The organism is Nocardia altamirensis NBRC 108246, from assembly GCF_001612685.1.
GTDB classification, from domain to species: domain Bacteria; phylum Actinomycetota; class Actinomycetes; order Mycobacteriales; family Mycobacteriaceae; genus Nocardia; species Nocardia altamirensis.
Window position 1 is genome coordinate 55,330 of sequence record NZ_BDAY01000037.1, and the last position, 24,832, is coordinate 80,161.

The window sequence follows — 24,832 nt, forward strand, 5'->3', positions numbered from 1 at the left end:
CGGCCGCACGTGTCTGCGGAGATCACCGCCAGGCAAGCCCCAACCCCGGTGTGAAATCGACCATTTTCACGGTCGGGACGGCTCAGCGGGCGCGGAGCTGCACCAGTTCGCGCGCCGCAGTGCGATAGCGGTCGACGATGAGCCGAACCACCGCAGGGTGGACGCCGATGGGTTCGGCGACGCCGTCGGCGCCTGCTTCGTGTAGGCGTTGGTGGAACAGACCGTGCGCCAGCAGGTAGGAGGCGATGAAGACCCGCTCCGAGCCGGAACGACGAAGGGCAGCAACGACTTCGGGAACCCGAGGGGTGCCGGTGGCGATGTAGGCCAGGTGCACCGTTGCACGCAGGTGCTCGGTGAGCATGGCGGCGGCGCGGCGGACGTCCTGGCGCGCACGGGCATCCGAGGAGCCGGCGGCAGCGAGGACGACGGTGTCGCCGGGACGCCAGCCCGCGGCACGCAGCCGCATGGTCATGATGCGCGCCAGCGCGGGGTCCGGCCCCATCGCGGGCGTGACCGCAACGGTGGGGTGCGCGCTCTCCGCCACTTCGCGTGGCACGTCCTGGTAGACGTGATAACCCGACGCCAAGAAGGCCGGAACCACCACGGCGGGAACGGAATTCCCGACCGCATCGGTCAGGTCGCGCAGCACCTCGGCGGGGGAAGGACCCAGCACGTCGACGAAAGCGGTTCGGACGGGCGGCAATTCAGGTGACTCGGCGTCGCGCCCCGAAATCGCGACGCCGAGCTCCCTGTGCACCGCCTCGGCGAGCGCGGCGATCATCTGGACGCCCCTGGTGCTCCTGGTGCCGTGCGCAACCAGCACCAGGGCGGGAGCCGTCACCAAGCCTCCACGGACTGCACGTAGCGAGTCGGCATGCCGGGGGCCTGTGGTCCGGACAGCTCGGGGCGCGGGTTGTTGTCGATGCATTCCGCGGCGTCGAGGGCGAGCCGATAGCCGCGCTTGACCACGGTCTGGATGGCCTTGGGCGCACCGAGCCCGGCACGCAGCCTGGCGATCGCGGTTTCCACCGCATGCGTGTCGTCACCGCCGCCCGGCAGCGCGGCGAGCAGGTCTTCCCTGGAGACGACCCGGCCAGGTTGCCTGGCCAGCGAGCGCATCAGCGCCATCGGCGCCGGCGCCAGCTTGCGCACCTCGTCATCGACGACCACGCAGCCGCCGCGCACGCTCAGGATGTGCCCCGCGGCGTAGATCCGGTTGGCCCGGCGCGGCAATTCCTCGGCGACGTGGCGAGCAAGCGCACCGAGCCTGGCGCGGCCTGGCATCGACGTGGCCACCCCGAGTTCCTCCAGCGGCGCGGCGGTGATCGGCCCGACACAGGCGGCGAGCACCCGCCCGCGCATCGCGTGCAGCACGCCCTCCAGCAGCCCGGTTTCCTTGGCACGGATCAACATCGACGCCACGGCAGGCGCACTGGTGAAGGTGACGCAGTCGAGGCTGGAGGTGACGACGGCCTCGATCAGCTGGTCCATCGGCCCCTGATCTTCCGGCGGCACCCACCGGTACACCGGCACCGGAACGACATCCGCACCGGCACAGCGCAATACCTCACAGAAGTCGGGCACCGGCTCCCACTCGGTGGTGGCGCCGTGCAGCTGCACGGCGATCCGCACACCTTCCACGCCCTCGGCGAGCAGATGGTCGAGCACCTCGGCGGAGGATTCCGACGCGGGCGACCATTCCTCCCGCAGTTCGGCAGCGCGGATGGCGCCCTTGGCTTTCGGGCCGCGGGCCAGCATTCTGGTGGTCCCCAGGGTGGCGCGCAGCTCCTCGGCGATGCCCCAACCCTCGGCCGCCTCCATCCAGCCGCGGAAGCCGATGCCGGTGGTGGCCACCACGATTCGCGGTGGGTCGACGAGCAGCTGGCGGGTGACCCGCTCCAGCTCGGTGTCGTCGGCGAGCGGAATGATCCGGATCGCCGGTGCGGACACGATGTCGGCGCCGCGGCGCACGAGCAGCGTGGCGAGCTCGTCGGCGCGCCTGGCCGCGGTGATGCCGACCGTGAATCCGGCCAGCATCGCGCCCGAGTCGAGAGTTGTCATGCGCTCACCCATCCGAAGAAGCGAGCGCGGAAGACACCGGCTCGTTGGAGACCGCGACGACGCCGTCGACGACGCGTACCGCGTAGACCGGCAATGCTGCCGAGTCGTCATCCAGGCAGTGCCCATCGATCAGGGAGAACGCCTGCTTCAACAGCGGCGAGGCCACGACGGGCACGCCGCCGCGGTCGCCGACGATGCCGCGCGACATCACCGCGGCACGGCCGAAGGGATCGATGTTGCCCACGGCATACAGCATGCCGTCGGCCAGCAAGAATAGGGCGGCCTGACGGCCACAGTTCAGCAACACCGCAACGCCGCGGCCGGGGATCAGGTAGTCGAGCCTGCAGGCCTGCGTCCAACCGGTGGTGGTTGCCGCGGCAATGCCGGGGGTATCGATCACGGTCATCGGTGTCATCCTCCAAACGCCCTACCCATTGGTACAGGCGTCCTGTTTCTGTGCGGTTAAGCCGTCATTTCCCGTGCGTAGCGGTGCTGGTCCCCGCCCCTACGACCACCTCAGGCATGCCGAGCAGCACCGGCACCTTCCGTGCACCGGAATCGTCGAACGAGATGGTCGGATCAGCCTCCTCCGGCGCGTTCACGAAGGACACGAAGCGCGACAGCTTCTCCTCGTCCTCCAGCACCGCGGCCCATTCGTCGCGGTAACCGGCGACATGCTTGGCCATCGCGGCCTCCAGCTCGTCGGCGATGCCGAGGCTGTCCTCGCAGACAACCTGCTTCAGGTAGTCGATGCCGCCCTCGAGCGCCTCCTGCCACGGTGCGGTGCGCTGCAGCCGGTCGGCGGTGCGCACGTAGAACATCAGGTAGCGGTCGATGTACCTGATCAGCGTCTCGTCGTCGAGTTCACCGGCGAGCAGCACCGCGTGCTTCGGGGTGAGTCCGCCGTTGCCGCCGACATACAGGTTCCAGCCCTGCTCGGTGGCGATCACGCCGACGTCCTTGCCGCGCGCCTCGGCGCATTCCCGGGCACAGCCGGACACGGCCAGCTTCAGTTTGTGCGGGGAACGCAGTCCGCGATAACGCTTTTCGAGCAGCACGGCCATGCCGACCGAGTCCTGCTGGCCGTAGCGGCACCAGGTGGAGCCGACGCAGCTCTTCACCGTGCGCAGCGACTTGCCGTAGGCGTGACCGGATTCCATGCCGACGTCGACGAGGCGCTGCCAGATCTGCGGCAGCTGTTCGACTCTCGCGCCGAACAGGTCGATCCGCTGACCACCGGTGACCTTCACATACAAGCCGAAGTCCTTGGCGATCTGACCGATGGTGATGAGCTGATCGGCTGTCACCTCGCCGCCCGGCATCCGCGGCACCACCGAATAGGTGCCGTTCTTCTGCATGTTGGCCAGGAAGTGGTCGTTGGTGTCCTGCAGCGCGGCCTGCTCGCCGTCGAGGATGTGCTCGCTCGAGGTGGACGCGAGAATGGAGGCGACCGTCGGCTTGCAGATATCGCAGCCGGTGCCCTTGCCGTACTTGGCGATCAGGCCGGAGAAGGTGCGGATGCCGGTGACCTGGACGATCTGGAACAGCTCGGCGCGCGACTGACCGAAGTGCTCGCACAGCGCCTTGGACATCTCGACGCCGGACTGCTCCAGCAGCTTCTTGAGCATGGGAACGCAACCGCCGCAGGAGGTTCCGGCGGACGTGCATTTCTTGATGCCCGCGATATCGCAGGCGCCGTCGGCGATGGCGCCGCAGATCGAGCCCTTCGACACGTTGTTGCACGAGCAGATCTGCGCGTCGTCCGGCAGCGCGTCGGCGCCCAATTCCGCACCGGCGGGCGAGATCAGCGCCGCGGGCTCGGCGGGCAGCGGCCGCCCGACCAGCGGCCGCAGCGCGGCGTAGGCGGTGGCGTCGCCGACCAGGATGCCGCCGAGCAGGATCTGCGCGTCATCGGAGACAACAAGTTTCGCGTAGGTGCCCTTGGCAGCATCGTGCAGCACCACCGACAGCGCGCCCTCGGTGGTGGCGTGCGCGTCGCCGAAGCTGGCCACGTCGACACCGAGCAGCTTGAGCTTGGTCGACATGTCCGCGCCGGGGAATTCGCCGGTGCCACCGAGCAATCGGTCCGCGACGATCTCGGCGGTGGTGTAGCCGGGTGCGACCAGGCCGTAGCAGGTGCCCTCGACCGCGGCGCATTCGCCGATGGCCCAGATGTTCGGATCGGAGGTCTGCAGCCCGAGATCGGTGATGATGCCGCCGCGCGGCCCGACCTCGAGTCCGCTCTCGCGAGCGATCTGGTCACGCGGCCGGACGCCCGCGGAGAACACGACCAGCGCCGCGTCGATCACCGACTCGTCGGAAAGGCCTACCCGCACACCACTTTTGGTCGCCTCGATCGAGGAGGTGCCGACGCCGGTGTGCACGGTGAGGCCGAGGTCGGTGACCAGGCGCTCCAGGATGGCGCCGCCGCCCTCGTCGACCTGCGCGGGCATCAGCCGGTCGTTGTACTCGACCACGTGCGGCGTAAGACCGAGCTGGCGCAAGGCATTCGCGGCCTCCAGGCCGAGCAGCCCGCCGCCGACGACGACACCGACCGCGCCGGGCCCTGCGGCCTCGGCGGTCGCCCTGATCCCGTCCAGATCGTCGAGGGTGCGGTAGACGAAGCACTCCGGCAGGTCGTGGCCCGGCACCGGGGGCACGAACGGATACGAGCCGGTGGCAAGCACCAGCGCGTCGTAGCCGAGGGTGTCGCCCGCCGAGGTGGTGACCTTGCGTGCGTCCCGGTCGATGGTTTCGGCCCGCTGCCCGAGCCGCAGCTCGACCAGCGCGTCGTCGGCGTACTCGTTGCCCGGCAGCGCCAAAGCGCTTGCGTCCCAGGCGCCTACGTAGGACGACAGGCCGACCCGGTCATAGGCGGGCAGCAGTTCCTCGCTGAGCACGACGACCTGCCACTGGCCCGCCTCGTCCCGCGCGCGCAGCGCCTCGACGAACCGGTGCCCGACCATGCCGTGCCCGACCACAACGGCGGTCTTGCGCCCGGTCGGATCGACTGAGGGATTCATCGATATTCCTCCTTGACTGTGCTGGCGTCAGGCGCGGGGCGCGGAGCTTGCGGACACGGATGAAAAGGGTTGTGGCGCGGCCTCAGCCGCCAGCACCATGGACTCGGCCGCGACGACGACGTCGGAGTCGGCCCGGCGACCCGGCGTGCGCAGGAAGACCGCCCAGGTGACCAGCGTGCAGGCGATGTAGAAGGCCATGAACACCCAGAACGCGGTGGTCGCGGACGCGGTCGAGGCGTAGGACGAGCGCAGCACCAGGTTGATGGCGACTCCGCCGAGCGCGCCGACGGCGCCGACGAAACCGATCAGCGCACCCGAGGTGTGCTGCGCCCACGCGGCCCTGGCTTCCTGGCTCGCGTCGAGGCTCTTGGACTTCGCGGCGAAGACCGAAGGGATGATCGTGGTGACCGATCCGTTGCCGATGCCGGACAGCACGAACAGGGCGATGAAGCCGGCGACCAGCGCGATCATCGCCGCCCCGCTCGGCACGCCGCCGCTGCGGTCGCCGAGGGTGCTCGCGACGGCAACGACGACCGCGGCCACCGTCATCGCAGCGAAGATGTACATGCTGACCCGGCTTCCGCCGACCCGGTCGGCCCACTTGCCACCGTAGGGCCGGGCCAGCGAGCCGAGCAGCGGTCCGATGAAGGCGATTTGCGCGGCATGCAGCGCGGCCTGCGCCGTGCTGTCGCCGCCCGCCTTGAAGCTGATCTGCAGCACCTGGCCGAAGGCGAAGCTGTACCCGATGAACGAGCCGAAGGTGCCGATGTAGAGGAACGCGATCGCCCACGACTGCGGCACCTTCAGCGCCGTCAGCATCGAGGACAGGTCGGCCTTCTGGTTGCGCAGGTTGTCCATGTACAGCGCGGCGCCGACGCCTGCCAGCGCGACGAGCACCAGATAGATGGCGCAGATCAGCGAGGCATAGCCGTTGCCGAGGGTGGCGATGACGAGCAGCCCGACCAGCTGGATGGCGGGAACGCCGATATTGCCGCCGCCCGCGTTCAGTCCGAGTGCCCAGCCCTTGAGCCGCTGCGGGTAGAAGGCGTTGATATTGGTCATCGAGGAGGCGAAGTTGCCGCCACCGAAACCGGCGAACGCCGCGACCACCAGAAACGTGGTGTACGAGGTGCCCGGCTGATTGATGAAATACAGCGTGAGCAGCGTAGGAATCAGCAGGAGCAGCGCGCTGAAGATGGTCCAGTTACGCCCGCCGAATTTCGCGGTCGCCACGGTGTACGGAATTCGCAGAATGGCGCCGACGAGCGTCGGAACCGCCACGAGAAAGAACTTGCCCGCCGGGTCGATACCGAACGTGTCGGTGGGCATGAACAGCACCATCACCGACCAGATGGACCACACCGAGAACCCGACATGCTCGGCGAACACCGACCACACCAGGTTGCGCTTGGCGACGTCTTTACCGCCTGCCTCCCACGCAGTGACGTCTTCGGCATCCCAGTGCTCGATATCGCGATTGCGCATGAGCATGCTCAAGAAGGGCCTCCCAAATTCCGGTTGGCCCAACGGTAGGTAACGGGTATTGCGGTAATGCTGCGTGAAATGACCGGCGTATCAACGGTTGCTCACGAGTGTCCGAGATCGAGGGTGAGCACGCGCTTATGTTGCAGGCATGTGACACAGCGGTTTCCGCGGATCACCGATTGCCTGGCCGGACTGGCAGCGGCCGGTGAGGTGTGACGTACAGCATGGCCACACCGACACCGGCCCGCAACTCGAGCGGGGTTATCCCCAGGTGTCTTCCAGCATCCGCGGCTTGCATGCCTGCCAGGCACCGGCGAGCAGCACCAGCACCGCGACGACGAGCAGGGCGAACGGCGCGAGCCAGCCGTCGGTCAGCGAGTGCAGCACGCCGAACAGCAGCGGCCCGACGCAGGCGACCGCGTAGCCGACGCCCTGGGTGAACCCGGACAGCGCGGCGGAGCCACCCGAGGTGTTGGTGCGCAGGTTGATCAGCGTCAGCCCCATCGGGAAGGTGCTCGGACCGATGCCGAGCAGCACCACCCACAGAATGGGCGCGCTCATGGGGGCGACGAGCAGCCCGACGAAGGCAGCGATGAAGAACGCCGCGCAGCCGACCACGATGAAGAAGGGATTGCGGAAGCGCGCGACCACCGTCGGCGCGATGAACGCGGCGGCCAGGCCGACGACCGCGAACAGACCGGTCATCGAGCCGCCGAAGCTCGCGCTTGCTCCGGCGTCGCTGAGGATCTTGGGCAGCCAGGTGAACATGGCATAGGTGATCAACGACGTCATGCCGAACATGCCTGCCATGCCCCAGGCGAGCGGCGAACGCCACACCTGCCCGGTCCTCGGCTCGTCGGTCGGCAGTGCGGTGGTGTCCGCGCGATCGCGACCACGCCGGTCGCGCAGCACCCCGAGCCACGGCAGCACGGCCGCGAAGCTGAGGATCGACCACAGCCCCAAGGAGATTCGCCAGCCGTGCGCGTCGGCGATCGGCACCGCGACGAACGCGGGCACCACCGTGCCGAGCTGCACCATCACGATGTACAGCGAGCTGACCACCGCCAGCCGGTCGGCGAAGTACCGCTTCACCAGCGGCGGGATCACCACGTTGCCGATGCCCATGCCTGCCAGGGCGAGGGCGGAGAAGACGAGGAGTTCGGCGGTGCCGTTCAGCAGCACCCGGACCAGCATGCCGGTGCCCGCCATGAGCATGGCCGCCAGCGCGGTGCGTTCCAGGCCGAGCCGCCCGACGAGCAGCGGGGTCAGCACGCCGGACAGCGCGAACATCGCGGTCGGGATCATGCCGAAGACACCGACAACGGCGGTGCCGTAGCCGACGTCGGCGCCGATCCGTTCGGCAAGCGGGCTGAATGCGGTGACCGCGACACGCAGGGTGAGTGCCGACATCAGGATGGCTGCGAGCACGAGCAGACGACCCTCGATCAGCGCGCGTCGGCGCTGCTCGACCAGTGCGGATTCCGGCCGTTGCTGAGTTTCCTGGAGGGTTGCAGTCACCGCGAAATCATAGGATGACCGGATGATAGGAGGCAACGATTTGTGATGAGCGGTACTCTAGGTCAGTGCAACCAGTCCGGCGCACCAGCCTCATTGCCCAGGTCACCGAGCAGCTGCGTGCCGAAATACGTTCCAGCCGTTGGCCGATCGGCTCTCGCATCCCTACCGAACCCGAGCTCACCGAGCTGACGGGGACGGGTCGAAACACCGTGCGCGAGGCCGTTCAAGCCCTCGTCCACGCGGGGATGCTCGAGCGAAGGCAAGGCTCGGGAACCTACGTGATCGCCTCCTCCGACCTGGGAGGCACACTCGGTAAATACTTCGCCGATGCCGAAGAGCGCGACGTCCTCGAACTGCGGCTCGCCCTCGACACCACGGCCGCCGCGCTGGCCGCGCGCCGCCGCGACGACGGCGATATCGCGAACCTGCTGCAGCTGCTCGCCGAGCGGGACAAGGCCTACGACGACGACAACCCGGCCGCCATCGAGGCGGACGTCGAGCTGCACCGCGCGATCGTGGTCGCCAGCCACAACGCCGTCTACCTCGAGTTCTACGATTCGCTGCTGCCCATCATCGAACAGGTGATCCGGGCACGGACATTGAAGTCCGACGACTCGTACCCCGAGGAGCACGCCGAATTGGTGCACGCGGTGATCGACGGCGATCCCGAGCGGGCCGCGTCGGCCGCGAGCTGCTTCCTCAACTCGCTGATCGCCGAATACCCCGACCAGCGGTAGGCGTCATTCGCGGCATCGAACAGCAGGGTAACCAAGTCGTCACACGTCGACTGCCCAGCATGTGAGTCGGAATTGCCGGGAACTTCACCGAGAGCCATAGCGCGGCAACAACTCCTCCCTAGGTTATGAATCGACCATAACCAGGCAACTCGACCGAGCCTGTGGCCACCGTGCCGCGATGAGGGCAGTCGAGCTGAAGTGAGAGGAAGCCGATGACTGCCATCGCCACCGGCACCCCGTCGAACCCACCGAACGAAGTACCAACGGAATCACCGACTTTCGTCCATCAGCTGCGGGGGCGCTGGCTCGAGCACTGGGAGCCGGACAACCCGACGTTCTGGGCAGCGGGCGGTGACAAGACCGCGCGCAAGAACCTGATCTTCTCGGTGTTCGCGGAAAACCTCGGCTTCGCCGTCTGGGTCCTCTGGGGCACCGTCGTCACCAGCATGGGCGCCGCGGGCTTCGGCTTCCTGGCCGGGCTCGGCAAGGGCGATCCGACCGCGGTGAGCAACGCGCTGCTGCTGTCGTCGACCCCGACCCTGGTCGGTGCCGCGCTGCGCATCCCGTATACCTTCGCCATCCCCAAGTTCGGCGGACGGGCGTTCACCACGTTCAGCGCTGCGCTGCTGCTGATCCCGACGCTCGGGCTGGCGTACTTCATCAACCAGCCGGGCACACCCATGTGGGTCTTCATGATCCTGGCCGCGCTGGCCGGTGTCGGCGGCGGCAACTTCTCCTCCTCGATGGCCAACATCAACTTCTTCTTCCCCGACGGCAAGAAGGGCGCCGCGCTCGGCATCAACGCGGCAGGCGGCAATCTCGGCGTCGCGCAGACCCAGCTGGTGCTGCCGCTGCTGATCACCCTCGGCACGCATCTCACCGCCAAAGACGCTGCGGGCTACCGCTTCGGGCTCACGCTGGCCATCCTGGTCTGGGTGCCGTTCATCCTCGTCGCGGCTTTCGGTGCGCTGCGCTACATGGACAGCGTGTCGAATGCCAAGTCCGACGGTCGTTCCTACAAGCTGGCGCTGACCAACGTGCACACCTGGGTGATGGCGGTGCTCTACATCGGCACCTTCGGCTCGTTCATCGGGTTCTCCTTCGCCTTCCCGACGTTGATCAAGGCCAACTTCCCGGAGCTGACCAAGATCGGCTGGATCACCACGCTCGGCAACCTGGCCTTCCTCGGCGCGCTGGTCGGCTCGGTCAGCCGTCCGTTCGGCGGGTGGGTGTCGGACAAGGTCGGTGGCGCCAAGATCACCCTCTATGTGTTCGGCGGCATGGCGGTGTCGGTCGCATTGATCATGGCCGGGCTGGAGCTGAAGAGCTTCCCGCTGTACCTGATCGCGTTCCTGCTGCTGTTCGTCCTCGCCGGCATCGGCAACGGTTCGACCTATCGGATGATCCCGACCATCTTCACCGCCGAAACCAAGAAGTACGCCGCGGAACACGGTCTGAGCCAGAGTGAGTCGGCCGCCTCGGCCCGGCGACAGGCAGGCGCTGCGATCGGTGTGATCGGTGCGGTGGGCGCCGCGGGCGGGTGGCTGTTGCAGCAGGCGCTGCGGCTGTCCAACATCAACTACCACTCGATGGCGCCCGCGTTCTGGGCCTACGCGGTGGCGTTCCTGCTCATGGGCGCCGCAACCTGGTGGTTCTACCTGCGGTCCTCGTTCGCGATCGGTCGCTCGCCGTCCCTGGCCTACGCGAACGTGTAACCGCCGCAGCGCGTTCCCCGGCCTACAGCAGCAGGCGGACCATATCCGCCGTGCGGGCAAGACCGGGGAACGCCTCCGGTGTCGAACGCGGGTGCAGCGCGTGCACCGCGAGCCGGAACATGACCGCGCGCAACAACATCTGCGGCCACTCCGGCAGATCCCGCCAGCGCTCCAGCAGCCCGTCGTCGGCGCCGCCCCACGCCAGCGCGTCGACCACGATCACCCCGGCGGCCCACGGCGCAGGCCGCCAGTACGGCGTGATGTCGGTGAGCCCCGGCGTGAAAACCCCTGCGAACAACACGGTTCCGAACAGATCGCCGTGCACGAGCTGAGCGGGCGTCTGCACCGGCTTCCGCAGCGTGGCCAGCTGACCGATGAGCTCCATGCTGCGCAGCCCGTCCGGCGACTGCGACGGCTGGGCCGCCCCACCCGCGCGCAGGCTGCGCAGCGGCACCGCCTCCCATGCGGCCCGGTCCGCGGCGACGAACACGTCAACGTCGACCCACGGCGCGACCGGCGGCTGCACCAGGAATCGGGGTCGCTCGAGCTGCGCCGTGGCCTGATGCAGGCGCAACGACACCGAAACCACTTCGTCGTGCCTCGGTTCCGGGACACCCTCGAGATAGGTGTCGGCGCGCCAGCCGGACACCACGTAGCGCCCGTCGGTCGCACGCACCGGGCGGGCCAGGCGCAGCCCGTCCACCTTCAGCGTCTCGCGCACCTTGGCCGACCACGCGGCCCGTGCATGATCGGCGACCGGGCTGAGCACCACGTCCCCGAAACGCCAGCCACCTTCCCAGTCGCCCAAGGTAACCGGTGTCACTTCGCGCAGACCGAACGTGGCACGCACGTGCTCGGGGGGTTCCACAGAAGTCACGGCCGTACCGTACCGCCGGGGTGGACGCTGTACAGGACGCCGCGCCGATGCGCAACCCCCGCCGGTCAGGCTGGGGTCACCAAGCGTGCGTCAGCCGCCGCGGACCGTCAGTAGACCGGCAGCGAGGGGTCGACCTGGCGGGCCCAGGCGATCACACCGCCCTGCAGGTGCGTGGCATCGGCGAAGCCTGCGCGCTTGAGCGCTGCGAGGGCCTCGGCGGAACGGACACCGGTCTTGCAGTGCAACACGATCGGACGATTCTGCGGCAGTTCGGCCAGCGCCTCACCGGACAGGATGCGGTCCTTCGGAATCAGCTTGGCGCCATCGATGTGCACGATGTCCCACTCGACGGGCTCACGCACGTCGATCAGCTCGATCTCCTTGCCCGCGTCGAGCAGCTCCTTCAGCTCGCGCGCGGTCACCGTCGAGCCCGCCGCGGCGGCTTGGCCTTCCTCGGACACCACACCGCAGAACGCTTCGTAGTCGATCAATTCGGTGATCGGCTGCCGTTCCGGGTCGCGGCGCAGCTTGATGGTCCGGTAGTTCATGTCCAGTGCGTCGTACACCATCAGCCGACCGAGCAACGGCTCGCCGATGCCGGTGATCAGCTTGATCGCCTCGGTCACCATGACCGAGCCGATGGACGCGCACAGCACGCCGAGCACGCCGCCCTCGGCGCAGGACGGAACCATGCCCGGCGGCGGCGCCTCCGGGTAGAGGTCGCGGTAGTTGATGCCGCGCCCGTCCGGTGCGTCCTCCCAGAAGACCGAAACCTGGCCCTCGAAGCGGTAAATGGAGCCCCACACATAGGGCTTGCCCGCCAGCACCGCCGCGTCGTTGACGAGGTAGCGGGTGGCGAAGTTGTCGGTGCCGTCCACGATCAGGTCGTACTCGGCGAACAGCTCGACCGCGTTCTCCGGCTCCAGCCGCAGCTTGTGCAGCCGCACGTCGATGCCGGAGTTGATCTCCAGGATCGAGTCGCGCGCGCTGTCGGCCTTCGGCCGCCCGATATCGGACTCGCCGTGGATGATCTGGCGCTGCAGATTCGAGGCATCGACCTCGTCGAACTCGACGATGCCGAGGGTGCCGACACCCGCGGCGGCCAGGTAGAGCAGCGCCGGAGATCCGAGCCCACCCGCACCGATGACCAGCACCTTGGCGTTCTTCAGCCGCTTCTGTCCGTCCACGCCGAGGTCGGGAATGATCAGGTGGCGACTGTAGCGGGCGACCTCGTCCTTGGTCAGCTCCGCGGCAGGCTCGACCAGCGGCGGCAGGGACTTAGGTGATGACACGTCCAGGACTCCTCGCATCGAATGGGTCGATCTCGTTGTGCAACATCCGCGACCAGACCGTTCTTCCCGACCTATCGTCGCGCACCGGTTGCCGAGTCAGCCGCGGGGGTACGGCCACGGGTTGAAGCGACATCGCTTGCCGTCCATCGGAACGGCCCCGCCCGGCTCGAGCGCGGCGATGTCGTTGTTCTTGATGCCGAAGGTCTGCTGCATCATCACCGGGGCGAGGCCGCCGTCGGTCTCGCACGGCTGATGCTGGTGGTAGCCGATGGCGTGGCCGACCTCGTGGTTGATCTGGTACTGCCGGTAGGAGCCGATGTCGCCCTCGAACGCGATCGCGCCGCGGACCCAGCGGACCTCGGAGAGCACCACCCGGCCGAGATCGGCGTTGTAGCAGGACGAGTCGATCGGGATCTCGAAACCGCAGGCCTCGCGGCTGGTCTTGCGGGAGGTGAGCGAGATGCGGAACTCGGTGTCGCCCTGGTCGACTCGGCGGAAGGCGAACTTCTGATCCTGGGTCCAGCTCTTCGGGTTGGCCAGCGTGGAGTCGACCAGCTTCGCCACCGACTGGTCGCCGCCGAACGCGGTCGTGTCGACGCCGTCCTCGATCTCGACGGTGTAGCGGAACACGGTGTCGGTGCCCGTCCCGACCTGCGCGGTGCCGCCGGGCACCACATGCCAAGAGCCCGTACCGCTTTCGACGAACGGGCCGCCGTCCGGCAATGCGCCGGTCGGCAGGTCGGTGGGAAAGTGGCCGTCGCCGGGTGGTGCGCCGATGATGCCCGAGTTCGCGGCCCGCGGGCTCAAATGTCCCAAGCCGGGCGCGGTGGCGGCAGCGACCGACGGATCGCTGCCGCGCACTGCGTCGACGACCACCAGCACGGTGACGACGAACAGGACAGGCAGCGCGTACGCGCGCCAGCCGTAGGTGGAGACGAATCGGCCTAGCGCGCTTTGCTTTTTGACGCTGCGCTCGGGGCGGCCTCGGTCTCTGCCCTCGGCCGGGGCGGTGGGATCCCAGCTGGCGCGCAACGGTTGATGGGAGCGGTCGGACTGGCCGTAGAGGCCGAGCGGGTCGTAGATCTCGACGCCGTTGTGATCGCGCCGCACCCCGTCCGAATCGGGCTGCCCGTCATGGTGATTCGCACCGCGCCTCGGCCGGGTGGTGGCGCCGGGACGTGGGCGGGCGCGGCGCTCCTCGGTGGTGAATCCGTCGGCGGCGGCATAGCTGTCGATGCCGAGTTCGTCCTCCGGGTCGAAGCCGTCGTCGGGCCGCAGCGGGTCGTCGGCATCGAACCGCGACGCAGCGCCGGTACGGGCGGCTGCGCCCCGACGTATCTCCGGGCCGGACCTTGCCACGGGGTCTGACACTACGGAACCGGGCGCGCCGGGACCAGCACGGCGGCGCGAGTCGCGCCCACCGCCGGACGGCCCTTCCCGTCGGTCCTTCACGGACACCAGGTTCTCACAGCCGCCGAGCGGCGCCGTCGGGCACGCCAGCACCGCCCTCAGGTGCGACATTTCTCACCGCCCCGAATGACTTCTCACGCCCGGGTCTAGTGGTCGGCAACAACCGAGTATCGTTCTTGGGATACCCGGTGCATACCCCTTGCCGGGGAATCAACTGGGAGAGCCGAAATGACTGACCTCGTGGACCGGATGGCGTCCCGCAGATCGTCGTCCGAGCCCGCCAAACGCGGCACCCGGCTTCCGCGGGACGAGCGACGTCAGCAGCTACTCGCGGCGGCCAGCGAAGTATTCGTGCAGCGTGGCTACCACGCCGCCGGTATGGACGAGATCTCGCAGTGCGCAGGCGTGAGCAAGCCGGTGCTGTACCAACACTTCACCAGCAAGCTGGAGCTGTATCTGGCGGTGCTGCAGAACTACGTGGACATGCTGGTCTCCAGCGTCCGGCAGGCACTGCGGTCGACCACCGACAACCGCCAGCGGGTGCGGGCCGCCGTGCAGGCCTACTTCGACTTCGTCGACAACGAGATGCAGGGCTTCCGCCTCGTCTTCGAATCCGACCTCACCAGCGAGCCGCAGGTGCAGCGCCGGGTCGAGCAGGCCACCGAGGCCTGTGTGGACGCGGTCTTCGATCTGGTCGCCCACGACTCCGGCCTCGACCCGTACCGGGCCCGCATCCTCGCGGTCGGCCTGGTCGGTGCGAGCCAGTTCACCGCGCGCTACTGGCTGGAGGCGGACCGGCCCATCCCGAAGGAAGAGGCCGTCGACACGACGGTGTCGCTCGCCTGGGGCGGTCTGTCGCACGTCCCGCTGCACCCGATCGACTGACGCACGAACAGCAACGAGCCCCTGCCTCCCGAGGAGGCAGGGGCTCGTTGCTGTTCGGCCGGGTGTTTTTAGACGGTGGCGAAGCCGACGCGGCCCGCGGTCACGGTGCCGATCTCGACGTAGGCGACCTTCGAGGCCTGGATCAGGAACTTGCGGCCCTTGTCGTCGGTCAGGGACACGACGCCGCCGTTGCCGTTCAGCGCACCGGACACCAGCGCTTCGACCTCGTCCGGGGTCTGCGAGCTGTTGATCACGAGCTCGCGCGGGCTATCCGAAATACCGATCTTGACCTCCACGGCCAACCTCCGAACGTAAGAGTCCTGTGCTGTCCCGATAAAGGCTAGTGCAGCGAAACCCACAGCGGACAGACGGCTACCTGCGCCCTCAGCGAACACAGGAAAGGCCCGCACGCCGCTGTGCAGGCCTGTCGCGGGAGCACCGTTTTACTTGGGCTCGATCAGCTGGATCTCGAGCTCGATGTTGACCTTGTCGCTCAGCATGCCCGGCAGCAGGCCGCCGACGCCGAAGTCGGTGCGCTTGATGGTGCCGGTGGCGGAGAATCCGGCGTGGCGGTCGCCGGTCGCGCCGAATTCCTGCACGCCGCCCCACTCGACGTCGAGGGTGACCGGCTTGGTGACGCCGCCGAGCGTGGCCTCGCCCTCGACCTCGAAGCTCTCGCCGACCTGCACCGGCTCGGTGGCGCGGAAGGTCAGCGTCGGCCGGTTGGCGACGTCGAGGAAGTCCGCGGTGCGGATGTGCGCGTCGCGGTCGGCGTTGCCGGTGTCGAACGAGTCGAGGTGGATGGTCGCGCCGAGCTGGGCGGCGCCGGACTCGTCGACCACGAATTCGGTCTCGAACTTGGTGAAGCCGCCCCGCACCTTGGAGATGCCGAGGTGGCGAATGGTGAAGGCGACCGAGGAGTGCGCGGTGTCGAGCGCCCAGGTGCCTGCCTTCAGCGACGTGGTGGTTTCGGAGGAAGTTGTCATGCCAACCACAATGACCGGACCGTGGTCCGTTAACCAGACCGCCGTTATCCTGGACCTGACAGGGCGAGGCTAAGCCTCCTAGGAGACGGCACGATGGAGCCCATGGCAACCAACGGATTCGCGGAGTTCCTGATCGCGCGCCGGGCCGAACTCCGGCCAGGCGACGTCGGCATGCCGGAGGGCAGGCGGCGGCGGACCCCGGGACTGCGCCGCGAGGAGGTCGCCGTCCGCGCCGGCGTCAGCGCCGACTACCTGGCGCGCCTGGAACAGGGCCGCGACACCAATCCCTCGGTCGCGGTGGTCGACGCGCTCGCCGACGCGCTCTTGCTTCGCGGCAAACAGCGACACCACTTCAGCCTGCTCGCCCTGGCCTCGGGCAACGAATCCCGTTGCCCCGGTAGCGAATCCGCCGAGGAGCAGATCGCCGAGACGATCCAGTCCATCCTGCACGCCTTGCAGCCGACCCCCGCCTTCGTGGTCGGCAGACGACTCAACGTGCTCGGCTGGAACGCCGCATGGGCCGACTTCGCCGCACCCATCGGCCTGCTCGGCACCGAGGGCCAGCCGAATCTGGCCTGGTACACGTTCGTCGATCCGACGGCGCGCACCGTGCTGCGCAACTGGTCCGAGGCCGCGGATCTGTTCGCCGCGGCGCTCTTGCGCGCCAAATCACGGTGGCCAGGCGATGATTCGCTGCTGGAAACCATCGATGCGCTGCGCAAGTACCCCGCCTTCGCCGAGCGCTGGAAACCCCATCAGGTCGGCGCGCCCGCCTCGGGGATGCTGCATATCGACCATCCGGAGCACGGCCAGGTCGCGGTGCCGTTCGAAACGCTGGAAGCCGACCGCGATCAGAGCATCGTCGTCTGGCTCGTCGATCAGGCCCAGGTCCAGACGCAGGGTCTGCGCCTGGTCCGGTCCACGGCGGTCAACGAATAGTGCTGGAGCCCAAGCAGGTCTAAATGCCGAGCTTTGCCATGCGCTCGGCGTGGCTGGCCTGCATGCGCTCGAACAGTGCGGCAATCCCGTTCAGGTCACCGGTGGCGCTGAGCACCAGCTCGGTCAGCTCGTCGCGCTGCGCCATCACGTACTGCGCCTGGGTGATCGCCTCGCCGAGCAGCCGCCTGCCCCACAGGGTGAGCCGGTCGCGCTCGGAGCGGCTCTCCTCGACCGCGCGGCGCACCTCTTCGACCACGAACTCGGAGTGGCTGGTTTCGGCGAGCACGTCCCGGACCACCTCGGCAACCTCGGGGGCGAGCGCACCGGCGATCTCGGTGTAGAAGTCCGCGGCGATGCCGTCGCCGACGTAGAACTTCACCATCGACTCGAGCCAGGTCGAGGGATCGGTGGAGGCGTGGTAGGCGTCCAGCGCCCGCACGAAGGGCGCCATCGCGTCGAAGATGTCGACGCCGCGGTCGGCCAGTGCCGACTCGAGCGCCTTGAAGTGTTCCATCTCGGCGGAGGCCATCTTGGCGACCGCGACCTTGCCCCGCAGAGTCGGGGACAGCTTGGCTTCCTCGGCCAGCCGATAGAACGCCGAGATCTCGCCATAGGCGAGCACCGCGAACAGTTCTATGACCCCAGGGTGGTCGGCGGGGATGGAGTCGGTCGACGAAACACCCAGCGCGGCAGGTGACTGTGCTCCCATGCCCCCCAGCCTAGTACCAGGTCTTGCTGCCTAGAGAGGCGTGTGAGAATTCGCCTCCGCCAAGAACTTGTCCAGGTATGCCCATGTGGTCGCGCGGGCCTCGGGTCCGGTGAGGATGCCGAGGTGGCTGCCCGGCGCGGTTTCGTAGCGCACCGTCGCGGCGCCGGTGAGGGTGCGGGTGCCCGCCTCGACGGCGGCGGCCGGAGCGATCACGTCCGAGGGGCCGCCGACCAGCAGCACCGGGGCACTCACCTGGGCCAGCTCGATGTGCCGGTCGCCGAGCTGCACGACGCCCTTGCCGATGTCGTTGTTCAGGATCATCCGGCGCCACAGCTGATCGTAGAAACGACCGGGGTAGCCGGGCATCTCGGCCATGAACCGATCGATCGACTCCATCCGCGCCAGCGTCTCGGTGCTGGTGATGTTGTTTGCGATGAACCACGGGCGTTTGAGCTCGCGATCCCAGGCGGTGATCTTGTAGGCGAAGCGGGTCAGCGGCGCGGGCACGCCGCCCGTTGCCCGGATGAGCGTCGACATCCCGAGGCCGCCGGTGAGTTTCGCGGCCGCGCGCAATTGCGGGATGCCTGCGAGCTTGTCGTAGTCCAGCGGTGCGCCGACGGCGGTGATGGACCGGATCGGCAGTTCGGGATGCGCGGCGGCGGTGAGCAACGCGAGGGTGCCGCCGAGCGACCAGCCGACCAGATCGACCGGCCTGCCGTCCTGATCGGCGGACGTGCGCAGCACCGCCTCGGGCAGGATCTCGTCGATCCACTCCTCGAAGCCCATGCCCCGATCGCCGAAGGTGATGTCGCCGTAGTCGACGACGTAGGGCGTGCGGCCCGTCTCCAGCAGGAAGCCGGCCATGCTCTGGTCGCGACGCAGGTCGAAGCAGCTGGCAGGCGCGGCCAGCGGCGGCACCAGCAGCACCGCGGAATCCGTTGCGGCCGTTGCGGTGTCGAATTCCGCCTGGGCCGAGTCGAGGTCCGCGCGCTGCTCGAAGCGACGCAGTTGCCGGTGCGGTTCGTCCCACAGCACCGTCGACGGGGTGGGGTCGGGAGCTTCGACGCCGGGGCCGAAGGTCAGCGCCCACGCGTTGCGGGCGGCGATCGTGACAGTGTCCGCGATGTTCACCCGGAAAATGTCTCACATATCGGTACCGGCGGTAACAGGCAAGGCCCGCTTTGCCGCTACCGCTTCCCCATCGCGACCGGGTTCATCGGCGGAACGATGTCCACGTGCAGCCGCTTGACCAGCGGCTCGAGCGAGGTCGTCAGCTCGGTGACGGCGTCGGCGGACAGCACGGACAGTCCGCCGTTCCAGGCCGCCGCATCGGTGCTCGCCTCCACCCGCTCCAGCAGTTCGCCGCCGCTGTTGGTCAGCGCGGGATTGGTCGATTCGCCGCGCACCAATCCCCTGGCCCGCAGGTCGTCGAACGCGTCGGACCACTCCGGTTCGGAAAGCCCCCGCGCCCGCCGCATCACCGATTCCGCGACCTTGCCCGCCGCTACCTGCATGATCATTGCGTGGCGGCCGGTCAGTCCGTGCGTCACCAGCGCGGCGATGTGCCCGTCGCCACGGTGCTCGCGCAACGAGGCGCACAGCTGCCACAGTGCGCCGACCGGATCCGCGGGCAGCGGCAGCGCCGCATTCGCCGCGAAGAGCGGCCGTCCGGTCGGATCCGCGGCCTCCTGCACCGGAACAAGCAACTCGACCGCGCGCGCACATTCCGCATCGCCCGCCCCGATGCCACGGAGCAACGCGGTGGACAGGTCGAGCCGGACATCGAGACACTGCTGCGGCGTGGCGCGTGACCACGCCTCGGGTAGCGCCTTATAGATCATTTCCCGATGAAAACCGGCGAAGGTCGCCAGCACTGTGGCGGGGGTCACCGGGCCGAGCGGCGCGGCCCGAAATGCGAAGTATGTTTGCCAGTAACCGCGCAGCCCGATCGCGACGCCCGCCTCCTTGACACCGGTCCCGAAATAGACCACGTCATGGAGTGGCTCCAGGGTCGTCCAGATTTGCCGTGCGGGATGAATTGCCATGTCGCGCAGCGTACGTCGATGAACAGGCGCGCGGTTACCGGAGATGGGATTTCGAATAATCGGCGGTGCAATTCGAGTGGCGCACAATATCACGCTACAATCGCAGCGGACAACGAAAATTTTCGCTCGACCGAGTTGCCAGATCTATGCGAGCACCGCACCGCGGTACCGACAGATCGGCCTTTCGAGCAGCGGATTCGTCGTTCAGGAAAATGTGCGCGCACCAGCTCCGCATCACCAGTGCGCCGCGCCGATGTCTCCCGAGGTAGCTGCGCTCCGATCGCCGCACCCGACGACATCCAGAGCGTGGCCGGGTGAGTATCACAGGCGGAGACGTGGTCGTCGCGGGCCGGCCGGTCCGCCCCACCTCGTGCGCGCGGGACGCGATTACGAGGAAGGCACGAACCTGAGCAAGATCACCGTCGAACAGGAACCCGGGGTGGCGGAGACGCTGTTGACCGCCGAACTGGACGCAACGCATACCGCACCCACATTTGCCGAATTAGGAGTTCGCGACGAAATCGTCCGCGCGCTCGACGAGATCGGCATCGAACGTACTTTCGCTATTCAGGAACTCACCCTGCCGCTCGCGCTCGCCGGTGAGGATCTCATCGGCCAGGCACGCACCGGCATGGGCAAAACCTTCGGTTTCGGCGTTCCGCTGCTGCACCGCATCGCCACCGCCGACACCGGGACGACGCCGCTGGACGGCACCCCGCGGGCACTGGTCATCGTGCCGACCCGCGAGCTGTGCATCCAGGTCACCAGCGACCTGGAGAACGCGGGCAAATACCTGACCAACCACCAGGGCGCGCTGAAGGTGGCCTCGATCTACGGTGGCCGCCCCTACGAGTCGCAGATCGCGGCGCTGCGCACCGGCGTCGACGTCGTCGTCGGCACGCCGGGCCGCCTGCTCGATCTGGCGAACCAGAACCACCTGATCCTCGGCAAGATCGGCGTGCTCGTGCTCGACGAGGCCGACGAGATGCTCGACCTCGGCTTCCTTCCCGACATCGAGCGCATCCTCACCATGGTCCCGGACAAGCGCCAGACCATGCTGTTCTCCGCGACCATGCCGGGCCCGATCATCACGCTGGCCCGCACGTTCCTGACCCGCCCGACGCACATCAGGGCCGAGGAACCGCACGATTCCGCCGTGCACGACCGCACCGCACAGTTCGTCTACCGCGCACACGCGCTGGACAAGAGCGAGCTGATCGCCAAGATCCTGCAGGCCGAGGGTCGCGGCGCCACCATGATCTTCACCAGGACCAAGCGCACCGCGCAGAAGGTCGCCGACGATCTGGCCGAGCGCGGCTTCTCGGTCGGCGCCGTGCACGGTGACCTCGGTCAGATCGCCCGCGAGAAGGCGCTCACCAAGTTCCGCAAGGGCGCCATCGACGTGCTCGTCGCAACCGACGTCGCGGCCCGCGGCATCGACATCGACGACATCACGCACGTCATCAACTACCAGTGCCCCGAGGACGAGAAGACCTACGTGCACCGGATCGGGCGCACCGGCCGGGCCGGGCGCACCGGTATCGCGGTGACGCTGATCGACTGGGACGAGCTGAACCGCTGGGCAGGCATCGACAAGGCGCTCAACCTCGGCATCCCGGAACCGGTGGAGACCTACTCGCGGTCGCCGCACCTGTTCGCCGAGCTCGGCATCCCCGAGGGTGTCACCGGCACGGTCCGCAAGGCCAAGCCCGCGGAGCGGGACGAGGACGCGGTCGTGGTTGAGCGTCCGGCGCGGGCACCGCGTAAGCGCAACCGCAAGCGGACCGTGCGCGGCAGGCCGATCGACGAGGCCGCGGCGAACGGGGACGGCGCCGACACCGACGACGCCGTGGCCAACGGCAGCGACGCGCACCACAACGGCACGCATCCCGCCGACGACGCGGACGAGAACGGGGACAAGCCCGCTCGGCGCGGGCGGAGCAGGCGGCGCAAGCCCGCGGGCGAGTCCGACAACGGATCCGATTCTGCGGAAACCGCTTCCGACGACAACGACGCCGATGCTGCCGACTCGGCCGACCAGCCTGCCCGGCGCAGGCGGCGGCGCCGCAAGCCGGCAGGCGATGGCGCCGCCGAGAACAACGGTGTCGCGGTGGAGCCCGCCACGGCTTCGGTCTGACCGACCGGATCCGTTACTCTCGCAATCGTGCTCGCACCCGAGCGGCGAACGCGCGCCGATGTCGTCTCCGCTGCCGCGATCGCCGTACTCGTGGTGATCGCGGCGGTGGTGGTGTGGGCGCGTAGCGATGCCAACAGCACCGAATCCGTCACCGCGGCCGCGCCCGTGCCGACGCCGGTCGCGGCCGACCAGCTGCCGACCGCAGTGCGCGAGCTGTGGCATGCCCCGGATCCGGCGGCCGCCAGAGCGTTGACCGCGGCGGGCGTCGTGGTCACCGGCGCCGAAGGCACGGTGATCGGCCATGATCCGCGCACCGGCAACGAGCTGTGGCGCTATCGGCGCGACCTGCCGCTCTGCGGGCTCGAGAGCCAGGCCGCGACCGTGGTCGCGGTATATCTGGATCAACGCGGGTGCAGTCAGGCGACGCTGCTGGCCGGTGACAGCGGGGCCAGGCGCACCGCGCGCACCAGCTACATGGACCCGTCCGTGCGGTTGTCGGTCGACGGCACCTACATGCTGGCGCAGGGGCCGAAGCGACTGGAGATGTGGCGTTCGGATCTGGTGCGCACCATCGAGTACGGGTTCGTCGACGCGCCGGTGAACGTGAAAACCCAACCGCGCAAAGGCTGTGCGCTGCTGTCGTCGGGCTCCAGCCCGTCCCGGCTCGCGGTGCTTGAGCGCTGCCCGGAGGACGCGGCCGACCGGCTCACCGTGTTGAATCCCGCGCCGAAGGACAACACGGTGCCCGAGGAGTACGGATCGCACGTATTGGCCGGTCCCGGAACGGATTCCGCCGACGCGAAGGTCCTCGCGGTGTCGGACAACAGGATCGTGCTCTACCTGCCCGGTGCACCGGCCGCCGCAGGCGCCGAGGCGACATCGCCGCGACTGGCCGTCTTCGATGCCACCGGCAATCCGATTGTGGTGCACCAGCTTTCGGCACCGTTGAGTGACAAGACGACGACCACCCGAATCGGTTCGGCCTACCTGGTTTTCACCGGCAACAGCCTGATCGCGTTGAACGGCAGCACCTTCGATCCGCTCTGGACCGCGGCCAGCGCGCTCGGCTCCCCCGCCGCGATGGCAGGCAAACTGCTCATGCCGACACCGGGTGCGCTCGCGGTCCTCGATCCGGCGTCCGGCGGCGAGGTCGCCCGTATCCCGGTGAACCGCACCGAATACACCGGCGCCCCCATCTCACTCGCGGTGCTCGGCACGACGATTCTCGAGCAACGCGGCACCGAGCTCTACGCGCTCGGCTGAGCGCCCCACCCATGGGAAGACCGGCTTGATTTGCGGGGGCTGTGCGGCACACTGCGGTGATGAGTGAAACTGAGCCCTCGGCAGCGGAATCGACCGTCACGTCCTATGACGACCCGGACGCACCGTGGAACCAGGACTTCTCCGACACGGAGCTGGCGAACTGGAACGACGACGTCATCGAGGAATTCCGCAGCAACGGCGGTAAGGTTGGCGGCTCCTACGCGGGCGCCGAGCTGCTGCTGTTGACCACCACCGGGGCCAAGAGCGGCAAGCCGCGAACGGTTCCGCTCGGCGTGCTTCGCCGCGACGACACCCTCTACCTGAGCTCGTTCATCGAGGACAAGTACCCGGCCTGGTACCACAACGTCAAGGTGAACCCGCAGGTCACCGTCGAGCTGGCGGGCTCGACCCAGCACGGCACCGCGCACGTGCTCGCGGGGGCGGAGTACGACGAGTTCGCGAACTGGGCGCTCACCAACAACCCGTTCCTCGCCGACTTCCAGGCCAAGGTCGAACTCCCGATTCCGCTGGTGGTGCTGACCCTCGACCAGCCGAGCTGACCGGCGCTGCCGCGGGGCCGGACGGCACAGTTCGGCCCCGGTGAACCATGATGGATTCATGTCCGCCCTCGACGATGCCCGACTGGTGCTGCTTCGACACGGGGAAACCACCTGGTCCACCCAGCACAAGCACACCGGCCGCAGCGATCTGCCCCTCACCGAGCACGGCGAGGAGCAGGCGCGGGCCGCAGGGCCGCTGCTTGCCGCGCTGAAGCTGCGCGACCCGCTGGTGTTCACCAGCCCGCGCAGCCGGGTCATGCGCACCGCGGAGCTGGCCGGGCTCACCGCCGCCACGGTCGATGCCGACCTGGCGGAATGGGACTACGGCGACTACGAGGGCCTGACCACTCCCGAGATCCGCGAATCCGCACCGGGCTGGACCATTTGGACCGGCGCCGTGCCAGGGGGCGAGTCCGCCGACGCGGTGCGGGCTCGTGCGGATCGCGTCCTCGATTCGATGGAACCCGTGCTGCCGGAACGGGATATCGTCCTCGTCGGGCACGGGCACTTCTCCAGGGCGTTGATCGCCCGCTGGGCCGAATTCGATATCAGGGAGGGCCGCCGGTTCGCCATGTCGACCGGCGCGCTCACCGTGCTCGGTTACGAGCACGAGACGCGAACCGTCCTGGCGCACAACCTCGTTCCCACCACCAGCTGATCCCTCGCTCGAGTTACCCACCGCAATGGAGCTACCCGTGACTGCAGAACTACGCCGCGCCGTCCCCGCCGACGTGCCGGGCCTGGTCGACCTCATCCACGATCTCGCCGAATACGAGAAGGCGAGCGACGAGTGCACGGTCACCGCCGCACAATTGGACACCGCGCTGTTCGGTCCGGCCGCAAAGGTCTTCGCGCACGTGGTCGCCGAGGGCGACGCGCTGGTCGGCTGCGCGATCTGGTTCCTCAACTTCTCCACCTGGGACGGCGTGCACGGCATCTATCTGGAGGACCTCTACGTCAAGCCGGAGACCCGCGGCAAGGGCTACGGCAAGGCGCTGCTCGCCGCGCTGGCGAAGGAGGCGGTCGACAACGGCTACAGCAGGCTCTCCTGGGCCGTGCTCACCTGGAACAAGCCCTCGATCGATTTCTACGAATCCCTCGGCGCCGCAGTGCAAGACGAGTGGGTCGGCTATCGGCTCACCGGCTCGGCCCTCGACACCCTCGCCAAGGAAGCGTAGTAAGTTCACCCA

General features: G+C 68.3%; 23 protein-coding genes. 9 read left to right on the top strand and 14 right to left on the bottom strand.

All coding sequences use genetic code 11. From position 1 onward, the window contains the following. Positions 1 to 82: 82 nt before the first annotated feature. From NA11_RS20430 to NA11_RS20455, 6 genes are all read right to left on the bottom strand, one after another. Positions 83 to 841 (bottom strand): sirohydrochlorin chelatase, encoded by a 759-nt coding sequence (locus NA11_RS20430; RefSeq protein ID WP_069163549.1) that lies wholly within the window; start codon positions 839 to 841, stop codon positions 83 to 85. Continuing rightward, positions 838 to 2,061: a uroporphyrinogen-III synthase gene (locus NA11_RS20435; RefSeq protein ID WP_069163550.1), complete on the bottom strand. Its 1,224-nt coding sequence runs from the start codon at positions 2,059 to 2,061 to the stop codon at positions 838 to 840. Before NA11_RS20435 ends, NA11_RS20430 begins: the two co-directional genes overlap by 4 nt. Before the next feature lie 4 nt (positions 2,062 to 2,065). Then, a complete protein-coding gene (gene nirD / locus NA11_RS20440) occupies positions 2,066 to 2,467 on the bottom strand; it encodes a nitrite reductase small subunit NirD (RefSeq protein WP_069163605.1) in 402 nt (133 codons plus the stop codon). A 64-nt stretch (positions 2,468 to 2,531) separates the two neighbouring features. Continuing rightward, complete coding sequence (gene nirB, locus NA11_RS20445; protein WP_069163551.1) at positions 2,532 to 5,084, bottom strand: nitrite reductase large subunit NirB; 2,553 nt, start codon at positions 5,082 to 5,084, stop codon at positions 2,532 to 2,534. A 27-nt stretch (positions 5,085 to 5,111) separates the two neighbouring features. After that, positions 5,112 to 6,569 carry a nitrate/nitrite transporter gene (locus tag NA11_RS20450; protein WP_069163606.1) on the bottom strand — a complete coding sequence of 486 codons (1,458 nt, stop codon included), beginning with the start codon at positions 6,567 to 6,569 and terminating at the stop codon, positions 5,112 to 5,114. Positions 6,570 to 6,830: 261 nt separating this feature from the next. Then, positions 6,831 to 8,087, bottom strand: coding sequence for an MFS transporter (locus tag NA11_RS20455; RefSeq protein WP_084654854.1), 1,257 nt, complete (start codon positions 8,085 to 8,087; stop codon positions 6,831 to 6,833). A 65-nt stretch (positions 8,088 to 8,152) separates the two neighbouring features. Between NA11_RS20455 and NA11_RS20460 the strand changes: the two genes are divergently transcribed. Together NA11_RS20460 and NA11_RS20465 are read left to right on the top strand one after the other, a co-directional pair. Further along, positions 8,153 to 8,824 (top strand): FadR/GntR family transcriptional regulator, encoded by a 672-nt coding sequence (locus NA11_RS20460; protein WP_069163552.1) that lies wholly within the window; start codon positions 8,153 to 8,155, stop codon positions 8,822 to 8,824. Positions 8,825 to 9,036: 212 nt separating this feature from the next. Next, positions 9,037 to 10,539, top strand: a complete 1,503-nt coding sequence (locus tag NA11_RS20465) for an MFS transporter (protein WP_069163553.1) — start codon at positions 9,037 to 9,039, stop codon at positions 10,537 to 10,539. A gap of 22 nt (positions 10,540 to 10,561) precedes the next feature. On the opposite strand, the gene NA11_RS20470 is transcribed toward NA11_RS20465, so the two are convergent. The 3 genes from NA11_RS20470 to NA11_RS20480 form a co-directional block, all read right to left on the bottom strand. Next, positions 10,562 to 11,416, bottom strand: coding sequence for a TIGR02569 family protein (locus NA11_RS20470; RefSeq protein WP_069163554.1), 855 nt, complete (start codon positions 11,414 to 11,416; stop codon positions 10,562 to 10,564). A gap of 107 nt (positions 11,417 to 11,523) precedes the next feature. Beyond that, positions 11,524 to 12,708, bottom strand: coding sequence for an adenylyltransferase/sulfurtransferase MoeZ (moeZ, locus tag NA11_RS20475; protein ID WP_069163555.1), 1,185 nt, complete (start codon positions 12,706 to 12,708; stop codon positions 11,524 to 11,526). 96 nt (positions 12,709 to 12,804) lie between these two features. Further along, complete coding sequence (locus NA11_RS20480) at positions 12,805 to 13,791, bottom strand: DUF3152 domain-containing protein (RefSeq protein WP_369691143.1); 987 nt, start codon at positions 13,789 to 13,791, stop codon at positions 12,805 to 12,807. A gap of 555 nt (positions 13,792 to 14,346) precedes the next feature. Between NA11_RS20480 and fasR the strand changes: the two genes are divergently transcribed. Then, positions 14,347 to 15,003 carry an HTH-type transcriptional activator FasR gene (gene fasR / locus NA11_RS20485; protein ID WP_069163556.1) on the top strand — a complete coding sequence of 219 codons (657 nt, stop codon included), beginning with the start codon at positions 14,347 to 14,349 and terminating at the stop codon, positions 15,001 to 15,003. A gap of 68 nt (positions 15,004 to 15,071) precedes the next feature. Here the strand turns inward: fasR and NA11_RS20490 are convergent, their stop codons facing one another. Then, complete coding sequence (locus NA11_RS20490; protein WP_069163557.1) at positions 15,072 to 15,299, bottom strand: DUF3107 domain-containing protein; 228 nt, start codon at positions 15,297 to 15,299, stop codon at positions 15,072 to 15,074. 147 nt (positions 15,300 to 15,446) lie between these two features. Then, entirely contained in the window at positions 15,447 to 15,989 is a 543-nt protein-coding gene (locus tag NA11_RS20495; protein WP_069163558.1) for a YceI family protein, read from the bottom strand. A gap of 102 nt (positions 15,990 to 16,091) precedes the next feature. On the opposite strand from NA11_RS20495, the gene NA11_RS20500 reads away from it, so the two are divergent. Then, positions 16,092 to 16,928, top strand: a complete 837-nt coding sequence (locus tag NA11_RS20500; protein ID WP_069163559.1) for a helix-turn-helix transcriptional regulator — start codon at positions 16,092 to 16,094, stop codon at positions 16,926 to 16,928. A 19-nt stretch (positions 16,929 to 16,947) separates the two neighbouring features. On the opposite strand, the gene NA11_RS20505 is transcribed toward NA11_RS20500, so the two are convergent. From NA11_RS20505 to NA11_RS20515, 3 genes are read right to left on the bottom strand one after another with little or no spacing between them, the layout of a single operon-like run. Further along, positions 16,948 to 17,637 (bottom strand): ferritin-like fold-containing protein, encoded by a 690-nt coding sequence (locus tag NA11_RS20505; RefSeq protein ID WP_069163560.1) that lies wholly within the window; start codon positions 17,635 to 17,637, stop codon positions 16,948 to 16,950. A 30-nt stretch (positions 17,638 to 17,667) separates the two neighbouring features. Next, a complete protein-coding gene (locus NA11_RS20510) occupies positions 17,668 to 18,768 on the bottom strand; it encodes an alpha/beta fold hydrolase (protein WP_069163561.1) in 1,101 nt (366 codons plus the stop codon). Positions 18,769 to 18,824: 56 nt separating this feature from the next. Beyond that, positions 18,825 to 19,682, bottom strand: coding sequence for an SCO6745 family protein (locus NA11_RS20515; protein ID WP_069163562.1), 858 nt, complete (start codon positions 19,680 to 19,682; stop codon positions 18,825 to 18,827). Positions 19,683 to 20,121: 439 nt separating this feature from the next. Between NA11_RS20515 and NA11_RS20520 the strand changes: the two genes are divergently transcribed. Genes NA11_RS20520 through NA11_RS20540 form a run of 5 tightly spaced genes read left to right on the top strand, consistent with a single transcriptional unit; the run spans position 20,122 to position 24,820 of the window. Next, positions 20,122 to 21,819, top strand: a complete 1,698-nt coding sequence (locus NA11_RS20520; RefSeq protein ID WP_218023354.1) for a DEAD/DEAH box helicase — start codon at positions 20,122 to 20,124, stop codon at positions 21,817 to 21,819. Between the two features lie 27 nt (positions 21,820 to 21,846). Beyond that, positions 21,847 to 23,082, top strand: a complete 1,236-nt coding sequence (locus tag NA11_RS20525) for an Rv3212 family protein (RefSeq protein ID WP_069163564.1) — start codon at positions 21,847 to 21,849, stop codon at positions 23,080 to 23,082. Between the two features lie 59 nt (positions 23,083 to 23,141). Next, positions 23,142 to 23,642, top strand: a complete 501-nt coding sequence (locus NA11_RS20530; RefSeq protein WP_069163565.1) for a nitroreductase family deazaflavin-dependent oxidoreductase — start codon at positions 23,142 to 23,144, stop codon at positions 23,640 to 23,642. Positions 23,643 to 23,700: 58 nt separating this feature from the next. After that, positions 23,701 to 24,300, top strand: a complete 600-nt coding sequence (locus NA11_RS20535; protein ID WP_069163566.1) for an acid phosphatase — start codon at positions 23,701 to 23,703, stop codon at positions 24,298 to 24,300. Between the two features lie 25 nt (positions 24,301 to 24,325). After that, positions 24,326 to 24,820: a GNAT family N-acetyltransferase gene (locus tag NA11_RS20540; RefSeq protein ID WP_069163567.1), complete on the top strand. Its 495-nt coding sequence runs from the start codon at positions 24,326 to 24,328 to the stop codon at positions 24,818 to 24,820. Positions 24,821 to 24,832 lie beyond the last annotated feature (12 nt).

Bases quoted from the DNA above. Each gene is read 5' to 3' on its own strand.
- NA11_RS20435 (WP_069163550.1), bottom strand. From the start codon at position 2,061: ATGACAACTCTCGACTCGGGCGCGATGCTGGCCGGATTCACGGTCGGC.
- nirD (WP_069163605.1), bottom strand. From the start codon at position 2,467: ATGACCGTGATCGATACCCCCGGCATTGCCGCGGCAACCACCACCGGT.
- nirB (WP_069163551.1), bottom strand. From the start codon at position 5,084: ATGAATCCCTCAGTCGATCCGACCGGGCGCAAGACCGCCGTTGTGGTC.
- NA11_RS20450 (WP_069163606.1), bottom strand. From the start codon at position 6,569: ATGCGCAATCGCGATATCGAGCACTGGGATGCCGAAGACGTCACTGCG.
- NA11_RS20465 (WP_069163553.1), top strand. From the start codon at position 9,037: ATGACTGCCATCGCCACCGGCACCCCGTCGAACCCACCGAACGAAGTA.
- fasR (WP_069163556.1), top strand. From the start codon at position 14,347: ATGACTGACCTCGTGGACCGGATGGCGTCCCGCAGATCGTCGTCCGAG.
- NA11_RS20495 (WP_069163558.1), bottom strand. From the start codon at position 15,989: ATGACAACTTCCTCCGAAACCACCACGTCGCTGAAGGCAGGCACCTGG.
- NA11_RS20500 (WP_069163559.1), top strand. From the start codon at position 16,092: ATGGCAACCAACGGATTCGCGGAGTTCCTGATCGCGCGCCGGGCCGAA.
- NA11_RS20505 (WP_069163560.1), bottom strand. From the start codon at position 17,637: ATGGGAGCACAGTCACCTGCCGCGCTGGGTGTTTCGTCGACCGACTCC.
- NA11_RS20515 (WP_069163562.1), bottom strand. From the start codon at position 19,682: ATGGCAATTCATCCCGCACGGCAAATCTGGACGACCCTGGAGCCACTC.
- NA11_RS20530 (WP_069163565.1), top strand. From the start codon at position 23,142: ATGAGTGAAACTGAGCCCTCGGCAGCGGAATCGACCGTCACGTCCTAT.
- NA11_RS20535 (WP_069163566.1), top strand. From the start codon at position 23,701: ATGTCCGCCCTCGACGATGCCCGACTGGTGCTGCTTCGACACGGGGAA.
- NA11_RS20540 (WP_069163567.1), top strand. From the start codon at position 24,326: ATGGAGCTACCCGTGACTGCAGAACTACGCCGCGCCGTCCCCGCCGAC.